Source organism: Alkaliphilus transvaalensis ATCC 700919, assembly GCF_000621485.1.
Taxonomy (GTDB): domain Bacteria; phylum Bacillota; class Clostridia; order Peptostreptococcales; family Natronincolaceae; genus Alkaliphilus; species Alkaliphilus transvaalensis.
Window position 1 is genome coordinate 71,331 of sequence record NZ_KK211287.1, and the last position, 23,420, is coordinate 94,750.

General features: G+C 33.9%; 21 protein-coding genes. 1 reads left to right on the forward strand and 20 read right to left on the reverse strand.

Annotated elements, in window-relative coordinates; all coding sequences use genetic code 11:
* Positions 1 to 134: 134 nt before the first annotated feature.
* The 5 genes from T335_RS0117185 to T335_RS0117205 form a co-directional block, all read right to left on the reverse strand.
* Complete coding sequence (locus T335_RS0117185; protein ID WP_026478628.1) at positions 135 to 839, reverse strand: TVP38/TMEM64 family protein; 705 nt, start codon at positions 837 to 839, stop codon at positions 135 to 137.
* A 343-nt stretch (positions 840 to 1,182) separates the two neighbouring features.
* Complete coding sequence (locus T335_RS0117190; protein ID WP_026478629.1) at positions 1,183 to 2,787, reverse strand: ABC transporter permease; 1,605 nt, start codon at positions 2,785 to 2,787, stop codon at positions 1,183 to 1,185.
* Positions 2,787 to 3,680: an ABC transporter ATP-binding protein gene (locus tag T335_RS0117195; RefSeq protein ID WP_026478630.1), complete on the reverse strand. Its 894-nt coding sequence runs from the start codon at positions 3,678 to 3,680 to the stop codon at positions 2,787 to 2,789. The genes T335_RS0117190 and T335_RS0117195 overlap by 1 nt, the downstream gene beginning before the upstream one ends.
* Before the next feature lie 15 nt (positions 3,681 to 3,695).
* On the reverse strand, positions 3,696 to 4,313 hold the full coding sequence (locus T335_RS0117200) for a TetR/AcrR family transcriptional regulator (RefSeq protein WP_207640692.1): 618 nt from the start codon (positions 4,311 to 4,313) through the stop codon (positions 3,696 to 3,698).
* A gap of 407 nt (positions 4,314 to 4,720) precedes the next feature.
* Positions 4,721 to 5,740: a GIY-YIG nuclease family protein gene (locus tag T335_RS0117205; RefSeq protein WP_026478632.1), complete on the reverse strand. Its 1,020-nt coding sequence runs from the start codon at positions 5,738 to 5,740 to the stop codon at positions 4,721 to 4,723.
* 178 nt (positions 5,741 to 5,918) lie between these two features.
* Here T335_RS0117205 and T335_RS0117210 point away from each other — a divergent pair, with 178 nt between their 5' ends.
* A complete protein-coding gene (locus T335_RS0117210) occupies positions 5,919 to 6,380 on the forward strand; it encodes a redoxin domain-containing protein (protein ID WP_026478633.1) in 462 nt (153 codons plus the stop codon).
* Positions 6,381 to 6,625: 245 nt separating this feature from the next.
* Here T335_RS0117210 and T335_RS0117215 read toward each other — a convergent pair whose 3' ends face one another.
* From T335_RS0117215 to T335_RS0117285, 15 genes are all read right to left on the reverse strand, one after another.
* Positions 6,626 to 8,005 carry a L,D-transpeptidase gene (locus T335_RS0117215; RefSeq protein ID WP_026478634.1) on the reverse strand — a complete coding sequence of 460 codons (1,380 nt, stop codon included), beginning with the start codon at positions 8,003 to 8,005 and terminating at the stop codon, positions 6,626 to 6,628.
* 85 nt (positions 8,006 to 8,090) lie between these two features.
* On the reverse strand, positions 8,091 to 9,617 hold the full coding sequence (locus tag T335_RS0117220) for a GGDEF domain-containing protein (RefSeq protein ID WP_169735941.1): 1,527 nt from the start codon (positions 9,615 to 9,617) through the stop codon (positions 8,091 to 8,093).
* 687 nt (positions 9,618 to 10,304) lie between these two features.
* On the reverse strand, positions 10,305 to 10,730 hold the full coding sequence (locus tag T335_RS0117225; protein WP_026478636.1) for a flavodoxin: 426 nt from the start codon (positions 10,728 to 10,730) through the stop codon (positions 10,305 to 10,307).
* Positions 10,731 to 10,928: 198 nt separating this feature from the next.
* Positions 10,929 to 11,222, reverse strand: coding sequence for a nitrous oxide-stimulated promoter family protein (locus tag T335_RS0117230; RefSeq protein WP_026478637.1), 294 nt, complete (start codon positions 11,220 to 11,222; stop codon positions 10,929 to 10,931).
* A gap of 31 nt (positions 11,223 to 11,253) precedes the next feature.
* Entirely contained in the window at positions 11,254 to 12,921 is a 1,668-nt protein-coding gene (locus T335_RS0117235) for an amino acid ABC transporter ATP-binding/permease protein (protein ID WP_026478638.1), read from the reverse strand.
* A complete protein-coding gene (locus tag T335_RS0117240; RefSeq protein ID WP_330371277.1) occupies positions 12,921 to 14,717 on the reverse strand; it encodes an ABC transporter ATP-binding protein/permease in 1,797 nt (598 codons plus the stop codon). Before T335_RS0117240 ends, T335_RS0117235 begins: the two co-directional genes overlap by 1 nt.
* Positions 14,718 to 14,748: 31 nt before the next feature.
* A complete protein-coding gene (srtB, locus tag T335_RS0117245) occupies positions 14,749 to 15,501 on the reverse strand; it encodes a class B sortase (protein ID WP_051569386.1) in 753 nt (250 codons plus the stop codon).
* A gap of 99 nt (positions 15,502 to 15,600) precedes the next feature.
* Positions 15,601 to 16,269 carry an NEAT domain-containing protein gene (locus T335_RS0117250; RefSeq protein WP_026478641.1) on the reverse strand — a complete coding sequence of 223 codons (669 nt, stop codon included), beginning with the start codon at positions 16,267 to 16,269 and terminating at the stop codon, positions 15,601 to 15,603.
* A 100-nt stretch (positions 16,270 to 16,369) separates the two neighbouring features.
* The gene (locus T335_RS0117255; protein WP_026478642.1) at positions 16,370 to 17,335 is read right to left on the reverse strand and encodes an ABC transporter substrate-binding protein; all 966 of its coding nucleotides are present in this window, start codon (positions 17,333 to 17,335) and stop codon (positions 16,370 to 16,372) included.
* A 101-nt stretch (positions 17,336 to 17,436) separates the two neighbouring features.
* Positions 17,437 to 17,940, reverse strand: coding sequence for a flavodoxin family protein (locus T335_RS0117260; protein ID WP_026478643.1), 504 nt, complete (start codon positions 17,938 to 17,940; stop codon positions 17,437 to 17,439).
* Positions 17,941 to 18,052: 112 nt separating this feature from the next.
* On the reverse strand, positions 18,053 to 19,324 hold the full coding sequence (locus tag T335_RS21190) for a nitrogenase component 1 (protein ID WP_051569387.1): 1,272 nt from the start codon (positions 19,322 to 19,324) through the stop codon (positions 18,053 to 18,055).
* On the reverse strand, positions 19,311 to 20,636 hold the full coding sequence (locus T335_RS21195; protein WP_051569388.1) for a nitrogenase component 1: 1,326 nt from the start codon (positions 20,634 to 20,636) through the stop codon (positions 19,311 to 19,313). The genes T335_RS21190 and T335_RS21195 overlap by 14 nt, the downstream gene beginning before the upstream one ends.
* A 17-nt stretch (positions 20,637 to 20,653) precedes the next feature.
* Complete coding sequence (locus T335_RS0117275) at positions 20,654 to 21,445, reverse strand: ABC transporter ATP-binding protein (RefSeq protein ID WP_026478644.1); 792 nt, start codon at positions 21,443 to 21,445, stop codon at positions 20,654 to 20,656.
* Positions 21,442 to 22,476, reverse strand: coding sequence for a FecCD family ABC transporter permease (locus T335_RS0117280; RefSeq protein ID WP_242837321.1), 1,035 nt, complete (start codon positions 22,474 to 22,476; stop codon positions 21,442 to 21,444). Before T335_RS0117280 ends, T335_RS0117275 begins: the two co-directional genes overlap by 4 nt.
* A gap of 48 nt (positions 22,477 to 22,524) precedes the next feature.
* Positions 22,525 to 23,292 (reverse strand): nucleotide-binding protein, encoded by a 768-nt coding sequence (locus T335_RS0117285; RefSeq protein WP_026478646.1) that lies wholly within the window; start codon positions 23,290 to 23,292, stop codon positions 22,525 to 22,527.
* Positions 23,293 to 23,420: the final 128 nt, after the last annotated feature.

The window sequence follows — 23,420 nt, forward strand, 5'->3', positions numbered from 1 at the left end:
TAACACGATTTTCTGGATGAAAGGATAGAAAAGTAATCCTTTTGATTATAGTATTACCTTATATTCCGTAAAAGCACTTTTCGATAAAATCCTCTAAAGGTTCCTTACCTGCTGATTTTTATTATCTATTATAACTATTTTGTCTTTTTAAGCAAATCACTTCTCTTAAAAATCAATTTAGGAATATAGCTAATAATGATAAAGGCCACTGCTGCAACCCCTATATAGATTATTGTTTTCTGGGGATCATATCCCCTGCTACCAACCTTATTAATTGCAATAACCCATACTGCAATTGGCGGCACTATACAAAGTAAAGAAGTTAAACTGTAGGTTTTAAAAGAGATTGAGGTTAATCCATAGGCATAGTTTTGTAGGCAATGGGGTATTATTGGAACCATTCTAGTTAAAATTAAAATTCTCCATCCTTCTTGTCTAACACCTTTATTAATTTCATGAAACCGCTTATTTCTCTTTAGTTTTTTTTCTACCCTTTGCCTCATAATGTACCTAGCCATAATAAATGCGATTATAGCGCCACCCAAATCTCCTATAGACGCATAGATGATTCCCTTCAGGGTGCCATAGGTAATCCCCCCCAAAATAACAAAGGGCAAGCTTGGTAAAAACATAAGGGTTGCCAAAACGAAAGCAATAATATACAAAACTACTCCAATACTTCCTAATTGTTTAAGCCCTTTAGTAAAATTTTTTATGTAATCAATTGAAATATACCGCCATGCTTCATATTTCCATATAAAAAAAATAGCAAGGCTTAGTAATATAACAAATAATATTATTGTTTTCTTATTAAACCATTTAAACCATCTAATTTTCATTGTAGTTCCTCACTTGGTCTATATACTTATCTTTATTAGTTTATTCCATATTAATTTTTTTATTTCAATTAGTTTTTATAAGGTTAGAATATAGAATTACAATATATCTTATTTAGTTTGGTTTGTTTGTTCATTTTACTGTTCATAAAAAACCACCAAGCAGATTCAATCCACTTGATGGTTTACTTAAAAGATGATTTTGTAGGTTATTTTACAATTTATTTTATAGTTTATTTATAGGTTGTATTAATAGTTTGTTTTACAGATTATTAAATATATAGATTTTAAATGTTATTTCTAATAGCTTATTTGATATTGTATCGAGTAGTTTTAATTTGCTTCTCTACCCTTGTATATCCCGTCTATTATAACCGATTAACCCAATTAACATTAATGCTACTGCTATAGCTGTTAATGCAAAAACCTTTACATAATTCATCTCATCTACTGGTAAATTTGGAACATAACCAAAGGGTGTTAGTTTTGTCATCCATTCTGGAACCTGTAATAGCTTACCAAAATAGACAACGAAAAATGAATAACCTAAATATAGCCAAGCAAATACTGTTCCCTGTGGCAGATATCCCAGCAGAAGCACTGCTACACCCACCATCATCATCATTGCTGGCAAATAAACCATAGCACTACTTAAGACAGTACTAAAGGATAGTGGGGCATCCATCACTGCCGAACCTGCAGCCCATAATCCTATCGCTGCAAATAACTGTACTAGAATACCTACAATTATTGAAATTGCAAGGAAACTTCCTAGTAATTTAGTTCGAGATACGGCTCTAGACAATAAATGCTCTGTCCGATTTCTTTTTTCTTCCCCTTTAAGTTTTAATATCATTAATAAAGCTGGTATAGTGCCAACCATAGAAATAACCGACATTAAAACTGTTATAAACTGATCAACTAGGGAGAAGCCTACTCCATAGGAAAACATTTCCCTCATCATTTCGCTTGATTCAAAATAGCCTTCAATATCACCAAATATCGATCCATAGGATGCCCCTAGTATAAACATTCCAATAATCCATGAAATGATTCCAACCCGTTGAAGTTTAATTCCTAGTCCAAGGGGACTTTGAACAAAAACTGAGGCAGTCTTTCTACCAGGCTTTGCTGCAATAAATCCAGCTTCTAGATCTCGAATGGAGTTTAAATATAGGGCAAAGAGTATAATAGCAAACCCTGCACCTATGGTTAGGAAAATTGGCAACCAATAGTTATTAACATAAACCTCTGCCCTAAGCACCCATCCTAAGGGAGAAAGCCAAGATAGAGCCCCACCACCAACATCACCAACTGCACGAATTAGATAGGCAAGCCCTAAGAAAGTAAAGGAAAAACCAACTGTACCTCTGGTGGTAGATGAAAGTTGGGCAAATAATGCAGTAATGGCTGTAAAGAATATTCCTGTTGCACCTAAGGTTGCCCCATATAATAATGAGCCCTGTAAATCAAGACTTTCAATTCCTGTTAGATATAAGCCAAACCCCAGCAAAAGAGATAAAATCAAATTAATTGCGATTAAGAAGATTACAGCTGCACTTAAATTCGATAACCTCCCTACAGGCAGGGAACGAATTACTTCTAGACGACCTTCTTCTTCATCTCCTCTAGTGTGACGATTGACCAGTAAAATACTCATAATTGCTACAGCTATGGCTGTAAATAGTAGCATTTGGTGGGCCATAATAGCGCCATAGGTATAATTATCTATACCATAAGCAGGGCCAAGCATAGCAATTATTGCTGGGTTATTCATGGTCTCTGCAGCCATTAATCTATCCTGCTGAGTAGGATATAATTGAGTGTAGGCTGGTGCAATCACAAGGGTTATTAAAATAATAGCTAAGATCCAAATTGAAACACGAATACGATCTCGTCTCAATAATAGATGGGTGTATTTCCAAGTATTACTGTATAATTGTTTTGACATTATAAAGCACCTCCAACTCCTTTATAATGGCGCATAAATAAATCTTCTAGTGTAGGTGGTGCGCTTTCAAACTTAACAATTTCAAACTGACTGATATATTTAATAACATTTCCTAACTCTTCTGAATCTACTTGAAAGGTTAGACTATGGTCCTTTATTTGGATATCATGTACACCATTTAACTCGCTTAAAGCCTTTATCGTTTGTTTTGTTTCCACCAATACACTTGTTCTAGTTAAGTGACGAAGCTCGTCTAATGTACCCGATTCTATAATCTTTCCTTGGCGAATAATACTAACTTTATCACACAATTTTTCTACCTCTGATAGAATGTGACTCGAAAGAAATATACTTTTACCTGCCATTTTAGCTTCCATGACACACTCTTGAAACACCTTTTCCATCAATGGATCTAAACCAGAAGTTGGCTCATCTAGTATATATAGCTCTGCATCGGAAGCAAAAGCTGCAATTAGGGCTACTTTTTGACGATTTCCCTTTGAATAGGTTCTACATTTTTTACTAGGATCTAAGTTAAATCTCTCAATAAGTTCTTCTCTACGGTTTTTGTTGTTAGTACCCCTTAACTTAACAAAAAGATCAATTACCTCTCCACCCGTTAGATTAGACCAAAGGCTTACATCTCCAGGTACATAGGCAATTTGCTTATGAATCTCTACGGCCTCTTTCCATGCATCCTTCCCAAAGATTTTTGCTTCTCCTTCTGTTGCTTTTAATATCCCCAACAACACCCGTATTGTAGTCGTTTTACCTGCTCCATTTGGACCTATAAATCCGAATACTTCCCCTTTATTTACTTCTAAATTAACCCCATCTAAAGCTGTAAACTTTCCAAACTTTTTTGTTAGATTTGCAGTTTTTAAAATAGACATCTCTTACCCCTCCTTTTAATTTTTATAAAATACTAGTTTTAACGTATCAAGATAATTAAAGAAATCCTCCCAATAGGGATCGAAGTTCATTGCAGATAACTTTTGTCCCTTCAGTTGATTGGTAAGCTCTTTTTCATAACCTTCGATTAACCAATGGATCATTTTAATAACCTTTTCTGCTGGTAAGTCTTCTCTAAAAAGGGATGTATCAATATTACTAAAAATCTTTGAATAACCTAGTGATCGAACTTCCATCAGTCGGTTCATTAGCTGCTCTGAAAATTCTTTAGATATACCTGCCTCTAGATTAATGTAAAGAGTACCAAAAAAATTAAATATATAGGGATGTATTATATAGGCCCTTAATTTTACTTTTGCTGCCTGTTTATATCTTTCAATGAAATCTCCTTCGCTATCGTTAAGTAGGCTAAAATACTCATTAATAACAAAATCGATTCCATACTCAATCAAATACTTATAAAGATCTGTTTTACTCTTAAAGTAATAGAATAACATCCCCTTACCGATTCCAGCGGCCTTTACAATCCGATTGGTGGAGGCATTTTTAAATCCATGATCAGCAAATTCTCCATATGCCGCCTCTAATATTCTCTTTTGTTTCTCTTGATCCAAATTTTCAAATGTTTCAGCGATGATAATTCCCTCCTTTATAATTTTAGACCAGTGTGGTCTAATTGAATTATATCATCATTAGACCACACTGGTCAATTTATTTTTCCAAAATACACCTAAAGAAATTGGGAAATCTAATTATCTGTCAAGTAACCAAAAGTCAACATGTTGTTGAAGCAAGAAATAGATTTAAAGCATATTTCCTTAATATAAACAAAGTCTTCTTTCGGAAGATTTAAGGATGACTTCGTTGAAACCTATTATATTTCGTTGAAACCTATTATATACAGTTCTTTTATATTTAAAAAATTAAAATCATTAAAATAGACTTGGTGATTTGGCCTTATCATGTTTTTTTATAGGGTATAAAAAAGCTAGTTAAAATTACTTTAACCAGCTAAAACACTTCATCTATTTAGTTTTTTTACAAAAAGATTCACTTCAGAAGTCGTAGGCCAGTCGCCTAAATCTAAAATTGCCTTCGAGTCTTCTTGCATTTCAATATTAATAATAGCTTTAAAATCTAATTGGCTTTTCTCACTCTTTTTTTGGGGTGCTTTGGTCTCCATAGTTTTCCCCAATAATATGAATTGATTAATTTCTTCTTCTGTAATTCTCTCAAACTTCTTTTTTAAAATTAAATTACCATTTAAAACATAAAACAGCTTATAACCATTTTCTAAGGCCTCTCCCATTAAAACCCTTTTAGGACTTAAATCATCTTGTTTATGCATATTGTTTTCATAGAGATATTTAATATAGTTTCCTATATCTCGATAGATTGAAGCTGTCTCAAATTGATAATCTGCAGCAGCTAAATTCATTTTCTTCTCTAAAGTCTTTAAAAATGTTTCCATAGAATCCTTTAAAGTGAAGATTTCCATTAAGTTACTTCTGTTTCTTTCAAATTCCTTTAGCTCTAAAGGATGGGGTAGTATCTTATATGTAAACTGATATTCTCCTATACTTTTTAAAATTGGATAACTCTTCTTAAAGAAATCAATTAATCCTAAAAGGGCATTTTTGTTTCGATAAGGTCCAAAGCAAAACTCATCTTCCTTTTCATGGACAATTGCTAGTGGCGTAGGGGAGTTGGACTCCTCAATCTTTAGATAACAGTATTTTTTATCATTTTTAAATTGAGAATTGTATAGGGGTTTAATCTTTTTAATTAAGGCACATTCCAGCAGTTGGGCCTCAAGGTGGGTGTCTGTCAATATAATATTGATATCATGGATATGAAACACCATTCGCTTAATCTTATTCCACTCATGCTGGGTGCTAAAATATGATCTTACCCTCGACTTTAAAGTCTTGCTCTTTCCAATGTAAATTACATTCCCATAAGAGTCCTTCATTTGATATATACCAGGTTTAGCAGGTATATCCCTTATTTTTTCTATTAAATGTTTTGGTATATTAGCCATATAGTCACCTTCTAAATTAATCGAGTAAAAAACTAAAATTCTATTATCTTTGATTAAGTCATTTCTTTTATTATTAAGATATAGAATTTACTTTATAAAGTCAATACAAAGAGTAGCTTCATAAAAATAATAAATCGAGGGTAATATAAGGCTATAGATCTAGAGAGGAGAGAAAATGATGAATGTAATTGAGGTAGGTAGTGAAGCTCCAAATTTTACAATAAAAGATCAAAAGGATCAAACAATTAGTCTATCTGATTATCGTGGAAAAAAAGTATTGTTATCTTGGCATCCCCTTGCTTGGACTCCCGTATGTACAGATCAAATGAGGTCTTTAGAAAATAATTGGCAAACCTTTCAAAAGCTTAATACAATACCTTTGGGTTTTAGTGTAGATGCGCCACCTTGTAAAAAAGCTTGGTCTACAGCCCTATGCATTGAAAATGTAAGCCTTCCATCAGATTTTTGGCCCCACGGTAAGGTTGCTAAAGCCTACGGGCTATTTAATGATGAACAGGGGGTATCAGTAAGAGCCAATATAATAATTGATGAAACTGGAAAAGTAAGTTGGGTTAAAGTGTATTATTCTCAAGAATTACCTGACATTAATGAAGCGATACAGGTACTAACTAATATGTAAAACAATGTAGCAAGTGGAGGTAGGCCTAAGCTTACCTCTTACTGATATACTAATGTCTATGCTATAAACAAATCTAAATTTATTTAAATTTAAGTAAATGCTCTCTAATTACAGAAAATACAGTAATAAGTGCATTAATCTCTTCTTTAGAAACATCTGATATACATAATTTCATCAATATGCTAAAAAAAGAACAAGATTAGAAAGGGAATTTATGGCCCTAACAATCTTGTTCTTTTCTTCAATTATTCTATAACAATTACAGCACCATTTTCGATATCCATCCAATTATAAAGAAATTCTGCATGACTAGTAAAATTACGTACACACATGTTAGAACGAGGGAATGTTCCTATTGTATGAAGATATTCAATAAACCCAGGATCTACCTTCTCTCCATCTTCTTCCTCATAGGCTACTGGAACACCATGAATGTAAGCTCCGCCAGTAAATCGAATGGCAAAAGGAGCATAACCCGCTATTTCCTGAGTTCCATTTTGAAGGTATTCAAAACGGTCTCGTTTGACGATAGCTTTAAACATACCAAGGGTTGTTTCAAAGGAGAAGTCTCCTGGAATTCCAGTAGTGGAAAGGGTATAAGAAATTAGATTTAACCCGCCTTCTCCTACCTCAAAGGAAGCCTGATTCTGTTGAGTCCTATCTATTACAACTACATGGTTTAGCTGACTTAAGGTTACCTCAGGGTCAATAAATTGCTTTGGAACAAAGAATTCTCCACCAAAGGTAGGAATATCCACGTGATAAAAATCTTCTTGTTCATCTAGTATTCTAACCAACATACCATCTGGTACATATCGGTAATCACTATTAATGTCAGCCGTTATATAGGCTGGAGCACTATGATACACTCGATATCCATATTCATCAACTGCTGCGTCTCCTTCTTGGGGAGGTGTTCCATTTTCATTTTTATAATTACTAATAAAATGTAGTTCTCCTTCTACTAGTTGTTGGTTTAACTCATTGATGGCATCTTGCATCTTATCAAACTGGAAGCTTCGAGGGGTTCCTAAAGAAGAATGAATATAGCCATCCCTCAATTCACCATTACTTTCAAAGGCAACACGGTACCATATATTTGAACCTTGAAATTCGCCACCTTCAACCCGCTGCAATAAAGCTAACTTGTCTAAGTTCTCTGTCTCTCCAATAGAAATATCTCCATCTGTTGGATTTTCATTAATAACTGTACCACCCTCTGCTGTAATCAATAAATAATCATAAGTAATTGGTTGCTTAAAATACTGAACTTCATTTGTTATAGTTTCTGGTAACATGGTATTAAATTCTTCAAGAACAGTATTCATGCTTTTACTTTCAAGATTTTTTATGAATTCCATTTTCTCCTGTTGCGTAAGAAAACCTATTCTATTTTCTTCCTCCTCTGTCATTTCAGTCATCCTAAGATCATCTTCAAGATTATAACCGTTAATATTCTCTTCTACAGCATCCTTTTCTGATTTTGTTAATCGGTCTGGTCTATTCTCATCTACCTGAGGTCGTTGTTGTTGCCCCTGATCACGAGGTATATCTCTTCGATATCCACAGCTAGAAACTACAAACATAAGAAAAACCATTAATATTAGAGTAACTTTCTTTTTCATAAATATCCTCCAATCTATCGGTTTTATTTAATATCTATTTTGCTCTAATTGAAAGATATTTATGTAAATGTAAATGATCCCCTTACTATTCTGTTCTTTTGAATATGGCTTTTTCTAGTATCACTTTTTTAGACAGCTCTTCACTTTGCTCTTCATTATAAAGTTCAACAATATTTCTTCCCTTCTCCTTTGCCTTGTACATTGCAATATCTGCATTTCTCATCAGCATTTCTCCGCTACTTCCGTGAATTGGGTGTATTGCAACCCCAATACTTGCAGTAATATTAATTTCAAAGCCCTTTATATAGAAAGGTTCTTTGAGAGATTCGGTAATTTTATTAGCAATCGCCAATGCATCTTCATAATCATTAATCTGATCTAATAAAATTAAAAATTCATCCCCTCCTTGACGACAGATTGTATCTATAGGGCGGGTACAAGCTTTTAATCGTTTAGTGATTTCAATTAATAGATAGTCTCCAGTTTCATGCCCTAAAAAGTCATTCACCTTTTTAAATCTATCTATATCAATAAATAATAGGGCAAACTTACTTACATCACCGTTTTTACTGGATTCAAAACAGGCTTCCAATCTTTGCCTAAATAATCTTCTATTGGGTAATCCCGTCATAGGGTCATGTTGAGCCATATACTCTAATTCTTTATTAATTAATTCAATTTCTTGCGTTCTTTCCCTTACCCTTTCCTCTAAAAGATTATTGGCCTCACTTAATTTATTAATTAACATTTTATTTTCCACTAACATTATTGAATGTTTTATAATTAATAAGATAATATAAATTCCCCCACCTACTACAATACTTAAAATTTCATCCCATTTAATGATCGTAAGTAAAGTTAGTATGACAATATTAATATAGGGCATATACAGACGAAGTAAGTAGGTAGAATTTTTTAAATCCATTATAATATCAATTTTCTCTTTAAATTGAGTAGTTGGATAATCGCTAACTTGTTGATCAAATAGACTAGAAATACCAATTAATAAAGGACAAATAACCCATAATAGATAAATCACCATTGGTTGGCTTAATTGTGTCGGATCATTGATATAATTGGTAAAAAATATGATGGTAGTCGTAAAGTAAATAAATGTACTGGCCATATTTAATATTATTGTCCATTTATGAAAGGCATATCTAGGGATAAATAGAAACATCACCAAGCAGTAAAATAATGTCATTTGCAAAATGGGATAACTAAAGAAAATAAGGTTTACTAGATTAAGGCCCTTTTCATTTAAAATTGGCTTGATAAAATAAATCCAACCAACTGTAGTTATTATTGTCAGTACCATAAACGTATCCATTATAATTTGAATAAACTTATAATAGAATTTATTAATATAAAGCTTGTAGAATATTGCTATTGCATATAGTAATATAAATATAAAAAGGAACAAATCTGCCAAATTTGGGAAAGGCAAATTAATACCTATGTAAATCATATAATAGCTCCATATTACATGGGCAATAAACAAGCTTATTGTTGCCCATAGCATAAGGAGCCACACATTTCTTTCTTTTCCTTTAAATCTTCTACTAGAGAAAAAAATAAGTGTCGCTGCAATTAAAGGACTTAATGCCCCCATATACCCCCCTCCGATTAGTAACACCTTTGGGTGGTTTGACCAAACTAATCCCCAAATCTTCAAAAAGCAAACATAGAATATGCAGGTCAAAATGCCAACTCTTTTTAATTTTGTCTTATGCATAATCATTCTCTCCTTGAAAATTTGATAACAACTTTTCAACTAATATATCACATAAAATCATAAACTAGCAATGTATTATCATTAACTAATATGTTAAAATTTACCTTTTTTATTCTGTAAATACCTTGAAAAGACTTAACTAACTTTCCAATTCTTGTATACATAAAAAATCCTACATTAAACTGTAGGATTTTTTATAATACATAGGAAATTATGGTCTTTTAAAGGTTACAATCGTCATAATTTTCCATAATGTATTTCAACACAAGCCTATCACTAAATCTTTCGTAGGAAGGCTTTGTTCTTATTCGAAGAAATAACAGAACACCATTAACCCTATTTTTATATTCGTTAATACAAATATAAAGCTAAAGTTGATTAAGAAATTTCCTCATATTGTTAATCTAAGTATCTTATTGAATTAATTTTAATCGATTTAAAATCTTGCTATTTTCATATTTCAATGTATTACTCATTGAAGTTTAAGCAGCGAAGTTTTTATTTTTCATTAGTATAAATTTAATATTAATTTGGATTTCCTCAGTAACAAGTAATGATTATGTATTATTTAACTAACTGTCCACCCAAAGTTTTGCAAGCCTCTAGTCCTTCATCAGAAGGTGTTAGTTGTAAAATAAGTCCTTCTTCAACCAACTTAGCTCCATAGTTTTTCATTCTTTCTTCCCAATCCTTCATCCATTCACCATTTCCCCAGTCATATGAACCAAATAACACTACTGGTTTACCAGAAATAACTGCTTCTAAGGATTCTACAAAAGGCTCCATTTCTGACTCTTCTAAAACTTCAGCTCCCATTGATGGACAACCTAAAGCGACGGCATCTGCATTAACCACATCATCTGCTGAAGCTTGGTCAACACTTAGTAATTTTACCTCATTACCTCCATCTTTAGCCCCTTCTGCTACTGCTTTCGCCATCATTTCAGTATTTCCAGTACCACTCCAATAAATTACAGAAACTTTTTTCAATGTATGTTCCTCCTTTACAAGATATGTTATTATTTGATATTGAAATTCATTATCAATACATATTAAGAATATCATCATTTAGAATAATTGTCAATCATTTATTTATTGGAGGAAATTCCATAGCGCCTAGGATGAACTCTCTTTCAATTGATTAATAATTTTGAAAGTTAAGTCACCTAAGGGACATTTTGATTTTCCTCACTTAACTAAATGCCTAATGAATTCTATAGGCTGATAGATCATTAGCCTCGGTCCAGAAAACCTCATTACATCCTTCATTTTTAGCTTCATATCATGCTTATAGCATGGTGTACTACACTTACCACAGTACCCCTTATTACTGCCATATCTACAGTTGGATAACCTAATATGGGCATAGGTTAGTAGTTTTTCACAATCTTCACATGGCCCCGCTGTAGAAGCATGTACTTTTCTACAATAAAGTTTAATCATTAAAGAGATAATTTCTTTTTCTTTTTCGATTCTACTCATACTTAATACCACCTCAACACAATAATAATTTTTAGGTTTTGACTAAATTTTTGTTTTCTATTTTATAGGTTTTCCTGCAGATAGAAGCACTGGATTTTCGATGGGTAATTAAAATAATGGTTTTAGCCTCCATATTTTCTTTAAGGGCTAGTAAAATTTGTTTTTCATTTAAGGTATCTAAATTACTGGTGGGCTCATCTAATATTAAAAGATTTCCCTTATGAAGAAATGCTCTAGCTAAACCAATCCGCTGCTTTTCTCCTGATGAAAAGTTAGCCCCCAGTTCACCAATCTTTGTTTCATATTTTTGAGGTAGGGTCATGATAAAGTCATGAAGAGATGCTTTTTTAGCCGCCTCTATAATTGCTTCATTGGTAGCTTCTAAGTCTCCCATTCTTATATTATCTGCTATTGTCCCACTAAACAGATATGTATCTTGACTCATTAAAACTTGATTGTCCCTTAAAGTATTTGTAGGCATCCTTTTAATATTCTTGCCGCCAAGGATAATTTCACCTTCGTTAGAATCCCAGAAACGCATTAAGAGCTTTACAAAGGTACTTTTTCCTGTTCCGCTCTCTCCTACTACTGCAATTTTATCCCCTTGGGGAATACTAATACTAATATCCTTAAGAACCTCTTCTCTCCCTTGATAACTAAAGGAAACCCTATCGTATTCAATATCTAGATGGTCTAAGGCTACTCTGCCTGGTATTTCTTCTACTTCTGGCTCTTCATCTAAAAGATCAAACAGCCTTTGGGCTGAAGCAAAGGTTTGAAGTAGATTATTAGACAGGTTACTTAGGGCTACAACGGGTCCAAAGGAGGATGCAATAATTACAATAGCAATAATCATACTGCCTAATGAAATTTCATTTGATAGGGCTAAATTACTCCCCACCACTAGAAAGGTTATAATTGCCATCATAATTGATAAATCTGCTGTTCCTCTAATTACGCCTTCATGGAATTTTAACTTAGCCTGTTTTTGATTAAGTTCTTCAGAGGTGGTATTAATATAGCCAGCCCTTATGCTTCCATTCTTAAAGATTAAGATTTCCTTAAGCCCCCTTAATGAATCTAATAAATATGAATTGGCTTTTCCAAAGGCTTCTCGATACTGACTACCGTCTTCCTTTGCAAATTTTGAAGAAAAATAAGGTATGATCAATCCAACAAGTATGAAGAATAATAGTGCGATTCCTCCAAACAAAGGATGAATCCAATAAAGTACTGCTGTTATAATACTATTGGTCAACAAAGCAATAGAGATGGGGGCTACCGTATGGGCATAAAACACTTCTAATAATTCGATATCTGCAGTGATTAAAGAAACTAAGTTCCCCTTTTCCTTACTTTCCAGTTTTGCAGGTGCTAGCCTCCTTAAAACAGTAAAAACCTTATCCCTCAAAATCGCCAATATTTTAAAGGCGATATAATGACCACAGAGTTGTTCTCCATATCTTAAGGGCCCCCTTATTAAAGCGCATATGATCATTAATTTAATTGCAGTGGTAAAGTTTATCCCAATGCCTTGCCCTAAAACATCTACAATAGCTATGGCTGCAAAGGTTGCGATTGAAATTGCAGCTAAAAAACCCAAAACCCCAAGAATAATTGTCATCATCATAAATTTTGTAAGGGGCTTTAATTCAACAATTAATCTTCTCATTATTTTAAAACCTGATTGTCTCGCCACTATTCCATCTTCCTCCCTTCTAGCATACTTTGTTCATTGATCATGTTATAATATTTCCCCTTAAGCGCCATTAATTCTTTGTGATTTCCAAACTCAATAACCCTTCCATTATCCATCACATAAATTCCATCTGCCCCAATAACATTAGCCAATCGATGGGAAATAACAATAGTGGTCTTCTCCTTCGATAGCTTACCAATTGAGTCCCAAATTACCTCTTCACTTTCAACATCTATATTGGAAGTAGCTTCATCAAATATAAAGACTTCTCTATTTGTTAGAATAGCCCTTGCTAATGCCAGTCTTTGTTTTTGCCCGCCAGATAGTAAGGAGCCACCTTCACCTACTTTAGTATTTAAACCATCTTCTAATGACTTAACAAAGCCTGACAAATTAGTTAACTGCAGGGCTGTTTCAATCTCTTCAACAGTTGCATCGGGTTTAGCCATAAGGAAATTATCTAAAATTGTCCCATTGAAAATATAACTATTGGTGGCGATTAAGGCAAGTTTATTATAAAGTTTCTCGTTGTTAATCTGGTTTATATTTACACCATTAAAGCTGATTTCTCCCTCCTCTACCTCATAATTGTTCAATAATAATGAAGCAATTGTACTTTTTCCGCTTCCACTTTCTCCAACAATAGCGATAAAGGATTTGGCAGGAATCTCCATAGAAACCCCTTTAATAACCTCCTTTTTACCGTCATAACTAAAGTTAATATGATCAATGAGAATATTAAGACCTGTTGTTTCAGTTCCATCAAATCTTGCTACGGCAGCTTCATCAATTGATGTTGAAGTCGCCTTCAGCTTTTCTCTTTCTTTAGTATCTAAAAGTACAAAAATCTTATCGGCAGCAGCAATACCATTCATTGCTACATGAAAGAAGGAGCCTAGTAGTCTAAGGGGGATGAAAAATTCAGAAGACAGTAGGATAATAATCAAGGTTTGCCCTAGATTAATATTTCCTATAAGATATTGATTTAATGCCACAATACTCCCTAATGCTGATCCGCCAAAGGCTATTAAGTCCATAATTGTAATAGAATTTAGTTGCATACTTAGAACCTTCATGGTAATTTTTCTAAAGCCTTCTGCTTCATCATTCATTTTTCTATGGACCGACTCATCAATATTAAATATTTTTAGTGTAGTTAGCCCTTGTAGATTATCTAAAAATGACTCTCCTAGGTTGGAATAAGTGTTCCAATAATTCTTCAAAATTCTTTTAGCAATCTTCATAATTGCTATAATTGATAAAGGAATTAATGGTACACATAATATAAAAACAATTGCCGTTTTTAGGGATATGAAGGAGAATACGATAAATAGAGTGATTGGTGCTAAGAGGGCATAAAAAAATTGTGGTAGATATCTTCCAAAATAAATTTCCAATGCCTCCACCCCCTCTATCGACATTTGTAAAATAGATGAAGTTGAGGTGTTATCATTATAATTTAATCCTAATCTAAGTAATTTATCATAGATCATATTCCTAAGTTTTACTTTGGCCTTTGATGATGCCCTATGGGAAAAATGGGTTGAAACAATATTAGAAATAAAGCGAATGATCAATAAGATACCGATTATTAAATATTCTCTATGATAAGGAATACCCCCTAATTCGGTTGGAAGGGCTACCCCATTAATTTGATTAAATACGCCATTAATTATCTTGCCTAGTAAAAGAACAGTTAAAATATTGCAAACAGTAGCTAGCCAATTTGTCATAACCGTTAATAAAATATACTTCTTCGATTCACCACAAAGGTTGATTAACCTTTTGTTAATCATCATTAAAATCACCTTTCTCTCATTAATCCTCTCAATTAATCCTTCTAGCATGAAGGACAAATCTTGCATTATCAAAATCATAACTGCAGGTAGACAGGGTTAGAATTTGATCTTTTTCAGAAACTTCAACATCTGTGTTGAAGATCGACTTTTCTTTTATACTTTTTAAAAAGTCTTGGTAGGCTTGCTGTCCATTAAATTCTGTCTGAATATAGTAAAAATCTACACTGGTGACATAAACAGAAAAGATTTCCCACTTTATCTCTTCATATAAGGTAGAAAATTTTATGATAGGATTATGATATAAAAAATCCTCATTTTGATATTTTAAGAGGTCTTTAAACATGCTCCCATCCCTCATATTGTGACCATACAATATTTTATGTTCTTCATCTAAGAAGGCTTTATTTCTAAAATCCATAAAAATTGCCCCAGCTTTAGATTGTTCCTTCAATAAATTATGACGGAGATAAAAATCATTATCTTCTCCTTTAACAACAGGGTAGTCAATCCTCGTGTTGGTTACTGTAATCCACCCTACTAAGTCTTCATTTATTTCTAAAATAGAATGATACCTTTCTAATATCATTTTTTGACTATCTTTACTAACATCTGCTAACCCCTTTGTTTCTTCAAGTAAAGCTTCATTTCCATAAAATGAATTACGTATCGCTTCATATACCTGCTTATCGTTTTGACGATCCATCTGATCAATTGCAAATGTATATATGATATAAATAAGAAGCCCTCCCCAAATCAAGAGGATTACTTTTTTAAAGTTCATTTAGGCTCACCTTTTCAATAGATTTGTGAATATGAGAAAAAAGAGGGATATTGTAATCCCTCTAAGTAAGTAAGAAAGTAAATAATTAATGATTAATGATTAGTTAGTTACCTTTTTTCCCTTAATGTGGTATACACCATATGTAGCGCCAGTCATAACTAATGCAACTAATATAACATTCATTAAGTTTGAAAGAACTTGATCACCAGTTTTAGGATTTTCTACATTAGTACTTGTGTTTGTTGTAGTCGTGTTAGTCGTGTTAGTCGTTGTCGTATTAGTAGATGTTGTATTAGCAGGGGTTGTGTTTGATGCTGTAGAACCTTGTGGTGTAACATTTACCACCGAACCTTTGTTAAATTGTAATACAAAATTTACTTTTCTTCCCATTGCTGCTACGATGGTTTCCATCATTACTGGCTCATCAATGCTTTTAACTTCGAACTTATAAGTGATTGTCTTTGCAGCAACGTTCTCAGATACTTCTTCTGCTACTTTGAAGCTTCCATCAGCTGTTTCTGCAGCTAAATCGTACATAGAATCTGCCATTTCCATTGTTACAAAAATCTTACCCTTTTCTACATCTAATCTTACAGGTTTCACGATTGAATCATTTGCCATAGATGGTGAACCATTTGATGCATTAACAGCATCTACACTAATTGTATACTGTCCATCTTGAAGTGGAGCTGCTGCAAAAGTTACCCCTGTAAATACCATCAGTGTCATCATTAATGCTAAAATACCTTTAAATAAACCATTTTTCATTATCATCGTCTCCTATTCTTTTTCTTTTTTTTAATAAAACTAATTTTGATTTTAATTTTGAAAAAGTAATAATTATAATAGGTGGGCTTCACCTAATTAACTATGGGTAAAGAATTTCGGCTAGTACTTCTAAAGCATCGATGGCATTAAGACCAGGATTAGCAAAGAATAATTCCGTCTCTAAATCATGTACTCTATTGTTTTTTACAGCATTTATCTCATGCCAAACTGCATTGCTTTCAAACTCTGCTTCATATTGTCTTTGCACTTGCCTTGGATTTCCGTGGGAAATTCTTAAAATAATTTCGGGATCAAATTTGACTACTTCTTCTATGCTTATTGGTACCATAGAAGCCATGTCCTCACCAAAATCTAGATCATCAGTTACGTTTTCTCCCCCTAGGATCATTACCATTTCTCCTACAAAGGAATTATTTCTAGCCATTGTAAAGGATTCTCCTGAACCAAACATTACCATTACCCTTGGTTTTTTTGTGGCAGTAACATTCTTTAATAGTGCTTCTTCTCTTTCCTTAATAGGCTTTAAAATCTCTTCAATTTTTTCTTCTTTACCAAAGGCTTCTGCCAACATTTCAATTGATTTTTGAGTATCAGAATATTTTTGATTATCTAAGAAAAATGCATTCAGATTAAAATGTTTAAAATTCTCCGCTTGTTGCCCTTTAAAATTTGTTGACATAATCACCAAGTCTGGATTTAAAGCTGCTATTCTTTCCATATCTGGTGTCATAGGTATACCGACATCAGGAAGTTTCTTTAGTTCTTCTGATAATTCTCTACTGGTGGTGGTAATCCCCACTAGTGGTATTCCTAAACTATGCATAATTTCTGCTGTGGCAACTGAAAGTACAACGATTCTCTCTGGGATATCATCAAGAATCAACTCTGTTCCATCAGATTCAACTAGTCTAAATTGTTGCCCCTCTATTGGTGCTGAATCTTCATTAGAGGTTGTTGGTGTAACAGTACTTCCTTGACAACCCGCCAGTAGAATTAATACTAACAACAAAGATAAGCTGACTAGTTTTTTTGATCTTTTTATCATGTTTCTCCTCCTATCTCATTAATTTAGACTGATATTTCTAAAATTGATTATCATTATCAATCAATGTCTAAAAAAAATATTGCCTTCTAAGCCCCTATAGATTATATGGACTTAAGTATTTCGGTAAAGATTTTCTTTGCCTTTATAAAATCTTCTTCATTAGGATGTTTACTTGCCTCTTGAAGCCTAGCCTTCCTCTCTGGAGTCATTCCATGGGGATGGTCCGCAGGTAAATTTTCAAATCTGGCAACTAATTTAGGATCTACTTTCCCTTGGCATAAAAAATCTCCCAAAATTTCATTTTCCTTTACAAGTTCTCTAGCATTTTTCATTGTTTCTTTAGCATGGTCAGAATCTGGATAAGCTCCAAGGGTCCCAAATATAGCAACCTTTTTTCCTTTTATTTGTTCCATGTATTTTTGAGCCTTTTTATCAGCATTGGTTCGATCCGCCCAGAAACCTACTATTATCAAATCATAGTTCTCTGGTGATGGTGCTTCCTCTACAGAATAAATTGCTGTCCCCTCTGGCATAACCTCTAATATGGCCTCTGCCACCCGCTTTGTGTTTCCAGTAAGACTGGAATATGTAACTAAAGTCTTCATTTTCTATCTCCCCTTTGTGATAAAATATCTAGAGTAAATTGCATATTACCATAACTACAAATTTATATTCAATTATATAAATCTAAAGTGAATACGCAATCTACTCTACAAACTAAAATTTACTTTTTAGGTTTTTACGATTGTGACTGATTTGATTTAGTAAAACTTCTATCAAATAGATTGCCCCATTAAAGCCCATAAATGGAGTACCTTCAAATATTTGTATTTGATGTAAATTAGGATTAGACACTTGAATCATCATTGAAACTTCTTTTCCCATCTCCAATAAAATACCATCACCAAAAATTATTTGGGGTTCTTCCTTTAGTAATAGATCTTCTTTAGCTTCTTCACTTGGATTAAAAATTAATTTTTCCTTCATTGTTTCTACTACATTTCTATGGCTAATATCTTTACCAGAATGATTTACAATTAATTTCGTAAGATTAATTGAAAGTTCATCCATTAAGAAGGGGTAAATATCCATAACAAAATCAAAGTTACCAGACAGTATTCCTCTGAATTGCTTAATTGTAAAGGTAGATTGCTTCATCCTCATAATTAATCTTCTAGACTTTTCCATCTGTCTGCCAAGGAAAAGATCATTCCCCTTTAAGCTAAAAGACTTCTCAATCCCTTTTAACCAATTGATTGTACCCTTAAATCCATAGGGAGCACCAAAGTAATAGTCCATTTGGAATTTTTCCTTTAATACTTCAGCACATTTAATTCCTTCTCCCCTTAAAACAATATTAAATTCAGCTTTAGAAGCTTCTTGAATTTCTTGAATAGATGAATTTCCACTAAAAACAGCATGTAACTTATATCCAAAATAAGCCTCCATCAGACCCTCTAATTCTTTAAGATCTGATGCAAAGTTATATTGATCTATATTACAACCAATAATATTATAAGTTTTAGGCAGTTTTTCTGTAGGCTCCTTCACAACATCCATTGCAAGGGAAGTTAGCACTTCTTTAATCCCAAGGGTATAATCTCCCCTTAGCCCTCCACCTGAGAAGGGAACTAATTTAGCCTTTACTTCATTCTGTATGTTTTCACATATATTTTCGATATCAGCCCCAATAATAGATGAAATTGTTGAAGCTAAAACAAAGATGACAGGAGGGTTGTATACTGCATCCACTTCCTTAATGGTCTCTTCTAACCTTTCACAATCTCCCATAACGATATTGGTCTCATCCATATGGGTTGTGTAAAGTTTTGCCCTTAATTCAGCATTAAGCTGCATAAAACCTTCTATCCCATAATGGGTTGTACCAGCAGGTCCATACTCGATAATACAAGCATCTTTAATAGAGGTTAAGGCCCATAGGGTCCCCATTCGGTCGGAGGGTAGGGGTAAATATTTATGAAGCTGCATGATGATTCTCCTTCCCAGTCATTTTATTCATTGATTCGAAGTTATTCATTGCTGCAGAAATGATTTTCATAACTGTCATCGGAACTTCAAACCCTAATTTTTTAGCCACCATATCCAGTGTCACCTGCATAATTCCCCGCTCCATCAAGTTTCTAGGATTTTCATGGCCAACATAAATATTGGGCTTTAGTTCTCCATAAATTTGTTGTAATGGTGCGATATTGGCAATTCTAGTTACATAGGGATCAAAACCCAGCTCGTTTATTTCCTTCATATATTGGTCATCATTGATGTATAAGTCCCGAGCCATAATTAACTTTGGAATCATTCCCATTTCGCAAAGAAAACTGGAAAACTCAAAGGCTAACATAGGGGTATTTCCATAGATAAAGGTTTTACCACCAAAGACTGGCTTTAAAGTTTCCATCATAGCATCGGCAGCTGCACGATAAGCTGCTACTTCTTTTTTAATATCAATATTCAGCTTTTCTGCCACTTCGTAATAACCCTTTTCAACTCGGTCTAAACTTAAATATTTATCAAAATATACATAGTCTATTCCAAATTTCTTTTTCATTTTTTCAGCTAAGTTAATAGCAGTAAAATCTGTTACGATATTTAAAGCCGCTTGGGGGGCAGTAGCGATACGATCCACACTACAGCTAGAGGGTAATACTAAATTAATCTCAATCCCTTTACTTTGTAAAAGTTTTAATAGCTCTGTATTTTCAACACCATCGTATCTATGACCTATGATGTTAATGGCATTTTCTTTCGTAGGCTGCTCCTCCATTAATTCAATTAAGGCTTCTAAACTCCGTTCGATTCCCGGAATATGGCTGTTACATTTAAAGTGCTCTGTATGAACAACCATTAATTTAGCCTTAACCTCATCTTGAATAGCGTAAACAATAGCTTCAAAGTCTTCTCCAATAATTTCAAGAACACATGTAGTCACTAATAAAATTGCCTTTGGTTTGTATTCCTGATCGATTTTCTTAATTGCCTTCTCTAACTTTTCCTGACATCCAAAAACAACGTCGTCTTGATTAATTGCAAAGGAAAGAAAGTTGTCTTCTAATCCCTCTATACTATTACTTCTTTCCATAGTAAAAGTTTTGGTATAGTAGGTACATTCATCAGTTCCCACAACTAAGGTAAATAGATCTTTTACATAGCCGGCTGTTAAGGCAACTCCAAACAACGGGCAATGGGTACCTGGAAATTGGGCATGGGACAATTGCTTGATATCTTTAGCCGTCTCGGTCTCTGATACTTTTTTTAGCTTATCTAGCCTATATTCATAATGCATTATTTTTCACTCCTTTATTAAAAATCTGCAGCGTAGGAAAGTCCTATAGGTAAAAAGACCGGTTTACCTATCATTTTATCCACAGTTACTTCTGCTTCAACATGATAAACATTTCTCAGAAGTTCCTTTGTTAAAACCTCTTCTGGAGTCCCCTCCATAACAAATCGTCCATCTTTTATTACAACAAGACGATGACTATACCTTACCGCTTGATTTAAGTCATGGAGCACCATAACAACAGTGATCCCTAATTCTTCATTTAGTTTATTCACCAATTCCATTACTTCAATTTGATGGCATATATCTAAGTAGGTCGTTGGCTCATCTAAAAGTAATATTTTAGGTCTTTGGGCTAAAGCCATTGCAATCCAAGCCCTTTGTCGCTCTCCTCCCGATAAGCTATTGACGGAGCGATCTCTAAATTTTTCTACTCGCGTTTGTTTTAATGCCCATTCAATAATTTCTTCATCTTCTTGGCTCTTTGCTTCATACCATTTACGATGGGGCATTCTGCCATAACTCACCAGTTCTTCAACAGTAAAGTCTGGTGGTGTAGACTGGTATTGGGATAAGATAGATAATTTTTTTGCCACTTCTTTAGTAGGGAGTCGATGGATATCACAGCCATCTAAATATACAACCCCATCAATGGAATTCATTAATCTTGATACAACCTTTAGTACTGTTGATTTACCAGAGCCATTAGGGCCAATTAATGAAACAATCTCCCCTTGGGGAATTTCGAAATTAAAATCCTCAACAACGATTTTCTGGTCATAGCCTATTTTCAAGTTTGATGCCTTAATCATACCTTATAACCTCCCCCTTTTCTTAAAAGGTATAGGAAAAATGGACCACCAAATATAGCCATAATCACACCAACGGGAAGTTCAATTGGGGCGAAGGCTGTTCTAGCAAAGGTGTCAGCCAATATCATAAGGGCCGATCCCATCAGTGCACTAACAGGTAGCATAAAACGATAATCTGAACCAATCAACAATCTGGTAATATGGGGAACGATTAACCCTACAAAACCAATTAGCCCTACCGTAGAAACAGAGATTCCTGCTAAAAATGCTGCTGTCAAGGATAATATCAACCTAGCTGTGTTAACTTTTATCCCTAAATTTTTAGCGGCATCTTCCCCTAGTTGTAGTGTATTGGCTGTGTTAATACATAACAAACCAATAATCAAACCAATAATTGAATAAGGAGCTAAAATTCTTAAATGGTGCCAGCTTTTGCCTGCCAAACTACCATTTAACCACATTAAGACCCCTTGAATTCTATCGCTATACAAAATAGAAAGTAGGGATGTACCTCCACCTAAAATGGCATTTACTGCTACTCCGGCTAAAATAATTCTTATGGGGTCTATCCCCTTCTTCCAAGCCAATGAAAAAACCAATAGACAAGCCAATGCCCCTCCAATGAAAGCTGCTAAGGGAACAATTCCACTTAAGTTGGGAAAAACCAACATGATCGTTATTGCTGCCAGTGCAGCACCAGAAGAAACACCCGTTAAACCTGGGTCGGCAAGGGGATTTCTCATAACTGCCTGTAGTAGAGCACCTGCCACTGCAAGGTTTGCCCCAACCACCATCGCTATTAAAGTCCTTGGTAGCCGGATATTTTTTATAACGGTATGGGCAGTAGCGTTTTCTAAGCTGGTTAACCCTTGAATAATCTCACTAACGGTAAAACGTACACTGCCAAATCTTAGTGAAATTAAGATGGCAAGAAACAATACAACCGATGTCATTACAAATACAGTTATTCTTTTAATTAACCTTTTACTCATCACTTTTTTTGTTGGTGTTGACTTACTTGACGCACTCATCTCCACTTTAATCACCTAACTTTATATGTATTATTAAATTATTCTTACTTAAGAGGCTTTCTCTTGTTCCTTCTTTTTAAGAATTTCCTTTGCAAGATTTAAGTAGACCTTGCTCATTTCAGAATCTGGAAAAGCTTCTATAACTGTTTTACCATCATTCTCAGCCTTTTGAACATGACCATCCCTAGGGATGTATTGAATAATTTCTGTATTAATTTCCTCTGCAACTTTCTCAACAATATCTACTTCATTTTCTACGCCCTTGGCATTTAGAATTAATCCCCTAAGCTTTGCGTAGCCTTTACTACTAAATTGATTAACTGCAGAAGCAATATTTGAAGCTGCATACAGCGACATCATTTCTCCCGATGTAACCACATATACATCTTCTGCATAACCGCCCCTTAAAGGCATAGCAAAACCACCACAGACAACATCCCCCAATACATCGTAGATAATTACATCTGGTCGATATACTTCATAAGCTTTTAACTCTTCTAACTTTTCAAAGGCAGTAATAATTCCTCTACCAGCACATCCAATACCAGGGGTGGGCCCTCCTGCTTCAACACAAAGTACACCATTAAAACCTTCAAAAACGATATCATTAAGTTCAATTTCATCTCTTTTTTCTTTTATTCGATCAAGTACAGTAGGGATTATTTCTCCCTTCATCAAGTTTTTAGTAGAATCTGCCTTTGGGTCGCATCCAATCTGCATGACTTTTAGACCTAAGGTAGATAAAGCTGCTGAAAGATTTGATGTGGTAGTAGACTTACCAATACCACCTTTACCATAAACTGCAATTTTAAGCATATTGACCTCCTTGTGTAACTGATTATTATTCTCAACAGAAATAGATTATCATAATCATATGATAATTGTCAATGATTTCTTATAGATATTTTTGCTAATTATGTTTAGATAGTAATGCTTTAGGGTAT